Origin of the sequence: Nostoc cf. edaphicum LEGE 07299, from assembly GCF_015207245.1 — a bacterium.
GTDB classification, from domain to species: Bacteria; Cyanobacteriota; Cyanobacteriia; order Cyanobacteriales; family Nostocaceae; genus Nostoc; species Nostoc edaphicum_B.
Genome location: NZ_JADEXF010000587.1, coordinates 1 through 3,823, shown reverse-complemented (window position 1 = coordinate 3,823; position 3,823 = coordinate 1). Strand labels below are relative to the sequence as shown.

Genomic DNA, 3,823 nt, shown 5'->3' with positions numbered 1-3,823 from the left:
ATATATTACTCTAATTGTTTAATATATTAATGATAAATTTAATAGACAACCGTATTTATTCAGAAGAATATAAAGTTTTACATATATTGACTTCTCGAAATTCAAAAATGTAGCCGTCTCAATTGTAAATTCAATAAGACTTAAGCAAAAAGCCTTTAGCCCACAGCATAATCCAATACGCTTGGGTTAGTGCCAAAAAGCTTGAAATGTGTAGGTTGGATTGAGGAACAAAACCCAACATTTTCGGGGTTTTGTTGGGTTGCGCTTTGCTTAACCCAACCTACAATTTTCCTTACCTGAACCGTATTGCAGCATAATCAATATATTTTGCCAAAATCATAAGAGAAAAAGAGGAGTTAGGAATTTTACTATTAACTCCTCATTCTTAACTTTTTTAATTCGCTTGCAATGGCGCATTCAAGACTTTCTCGATGCGATCGCGTGTTTCTAATAAGTGCGCTTTGGTGTATTCATCCTCAGAATTAACCCCCTTAAGTTTTTCATTAAGCTGTTTGAGTTTATACCAAGCTAGAGTACGAGCATCTTCTGGAACATTTTCTTTTCGCAATACCATATCAGTCAAAATGTCCAAATACTGACGCTGCAAGCCTCGCCGCAAACTGGCAATCTTCATCGGTTTAGCTTTTGGTTGGATGACTTCCGTCCAAATACCTGATTGCAAAGTTTCAAATAGTTCTGGCAGAGTCAGTGCTTTTCCTTCAGGAATTTTGAGTTCAATATCCTTGAGGCGAGAGAGGCGATCGCTTGAGAGTAAATCTCGCAACACAGAACCCTGCATCAGTAGCACCAAGTCATGAATGGGAAAATCCAAACGGCCAACTTGTGGAGAACTACCCCAATGTCGCCAACGAGAAGGTGCTAATTTATTCAGTAATTCTGGTGAAAAACTGAGGGCATCTTCTGCGAATACATATTTTTGTAGCGTTTCTAAAGCTTGGCGTTGTTCTTCAACTGCTACTGGTTCAAATGGTAAACGGCGTTGCGGAACTCCAGAGACTTTCTCGGCAGGTATCTCGCTGGGGTGAATGCGATAGAAAGATTGTCCCCCGATGTATTTTGTGGTGTAATATATTTGCTGGAAATAGTTACCCAATACTGTGCTAAAACGTTCGCTCACATCGCTGTAACTATCACCAGCCATTGGGAAACGCTTATCCAGACGTTCCCACATCACCCGCGAATTATTTAACTGCCACTGAGAATAAACCAGCACATTACTGCTGTTATCCCAAGCATCAGCTGTGGGGTCAAGGTCATACACATCTTCATCTGTAGAATAACTCAGCTCTGGCTTGTAGGATTGTGCGGCAATTTCTTCCAAAATTGGCTTTTCTGCTAGAGGAGTTGATGTCTGAATTGTTGTGTAGCCGTACTTAATTGCCCATTCATCATAGGGCCCTACCATAGTAGGAAAATAATCTCCTTGTTTTGTACCTTGAGGGGCGATATTTGGGGGAATATAGTCCATGACAGAAGTTGTCAGACCTTTATTTTTGGTAATTTCTGTATTATTCATCTCCTGTGGTGGTAGCAGTGTACTACCACGGAAGTTATGACGTAAGCCAAGAGTATGTCCAACTTCGTGAGCGATGATTAAACGTAAATACTGATTAATATATTCTTTTACCTTGTCTGGAGTAGCTATAGTATCAGCCAGCAGAGACATTGCCAGGGAACCAAAGGCAAACTGGTTAGCAGCTTCCATGCCATAGCATAAATCGTACTCGCCTGCCATTTTTGATAAACGATTCAACAACCCTTCTTGTCCTTGCATTTTCTGGGGAACACCATTGTTTTTCCCATCTAAACCATTAGCGCAAAGTAGACGATTTTGCATCAAAGCTGATAAAGTCGTGCGATTTTCTGTTTGGCTGGGTTGGACGATTTTGCGATATTCACCCTTGAGTGCCCGGATAAAGCTAGCATCTACAAGAATGTCTGCATCTAAAATTTCCCCTGTCAATGGGTTAACGCGGGATGGCCCCATTGCAAAGTAGCCATCGACTGTGTTAATCCAGCGAATCGTGTTGTAACGAATATCTGCCGGGTCCCAGGTAGCATCATCTGGCATTTGGCGAACTTCAATCGCATCCTTGAATCCGGCCTTGAGAAAGGCTTTGTTCCACATGAGAACGCCTTCTTTCATCGCATCGCGGTATTCTAAGGGCACAGCGTTATCAATCCAGAAAACAATCGGTTTTTTGGGGTGAGAAATGACTGCTTTCGGGTCTTGTTTTTCTAAATGCCAGCGATTTATGTAGCGGACAAAAGAATCGCCGCGATCGTCGTCTTTGGATAAATCTTGGTAGGCGGTGATGAAATAGCCGATGCGATCGTCAGCAAAGCGTGGTCGATAATCTCGATCAGGTAGTTGGGAGAGACTGTAGTGGACGCGCAAGGTAAAGCCACGGTTGTCAGCTAGCGACCCAAAGCTTGCTACTTCACTGTTGGGGTCAACGCTACTAGAGTAATTCAAAACTGATTCAACTTCTAAGTTTTGGGGAAAGGCTTTAGCAGTACCAAAATAGGACTGGCTTGTGGTTTTTGGAACTCCTAAACCTACAGACAATCCAGCTAAGTCTGTGAGTAACAAATCTTCCAAGTCAATGAGAAGGGTTTTGCGTTCTGGATGAATACTTTTAATGGAAATGTTGTAGAGAACAGAGTCACTAAACGATCGCGTCAGCGATCGCACTTGGGGATCTCCCTCACGAGTGCGAAAATTCACATTGCGGATGACAAAGTGTAATTTATCATCTACCCGTTGGAAATAAAATAAAAAATCTTGCAGAGGCATACCACTGTAAATACCCCGTTCGCCAATACCCGATTCCAGGGTTGCCGTAGCTAGGTAATTTTTATTAAGTTGTTCTGGCTTAATTTCTAAATAAATCTTATTCTTTTCTTTATTCCGATAAAGTGTGAACAATCCCCCTGACTTTTGGGTATTTTTAATTACTTCGTTAAATGGCTCTAAATCATCCTTTGCTGCTGGTTTCTTGGTATTGCTAGGCTTTGTATTCGGTTTTTCTGGGGCTTTTGCAACTTGTAAAAATGGTTGCTGACCTGCTTGTTTCAGATTTTCAACTATCCAAATAAACGGTTGAGGCTGTGCATGTTTATTTTGATTAACTACCCAAACGTGATTTGACGGTAGTCTCTGCTTCTGAAGAATATTAATATTATTTGATGATAAGGCTGAGATTCTCGCTGAAGAAGTTTCTGTCGATAACTTACTATTGGATTTCTCTCGACTTCTGACTGTAACCACATCTTCTCCAACAATCTGCTTGGCTGTATCAACATTGTTAAGAAATGGTGACTTAGCGCTAGCTGTTGCTATCCCTAAAAATAAACTATGTAACAAAATCATATAGAAGGTTAATCTGTTCATCGCATTTATTACCTGATAACTATCTCTGGTTAATTTTTAACTTTTGCAAAGCCGTATAGCCTGCTCTATAACGATTATCTTAGCTGCTTTATATTAGGCAATAAACTTTCAGCTTAAATTTTAATTGCCATTTTTCAGCTTTGTTGTGCTGTTTTAGTGTAGGATTCTTTCTAACAATTGCATCTTCCACAAACAGTAAGTATGATTTTTCTATCAAACTAGGAAATTTCTTGGAGAAAAAGTATAACCAATTAGCTAAATCATAGAATTAGTTGAGCTAGGAAAGAATTTTTAAGTTAACACTTTATTTACATTATAAGAGGAAGCTTAAAGGCTACTACAGGTAAGCGAGAAGCCGCCATTCAGAAACGCCATTGGCAAATTCATCAGAACTAGCCTGCCCTAAAT

General features: G+C 40.2%; 1 protein-coding gene. It reads right to left on the bottom strand.

Annotation, left to right across the window (positions count from 1 at the left end):
- Nucleotides 1-394 precede the first annotated feature (394 nt).
- Complete coding sequence (locus tag IQ229_RS17300) at nt 395-3,415, bottom strand: zinc-dependent metalloprotease (protein WP_194045802.1); 3,021 nt, start codon at nt 3,413-3,415, stop codon at nt 395-397.
- Between the last annotated feature and the right edge of the window lie 408 nt (nt 3,416-3,823).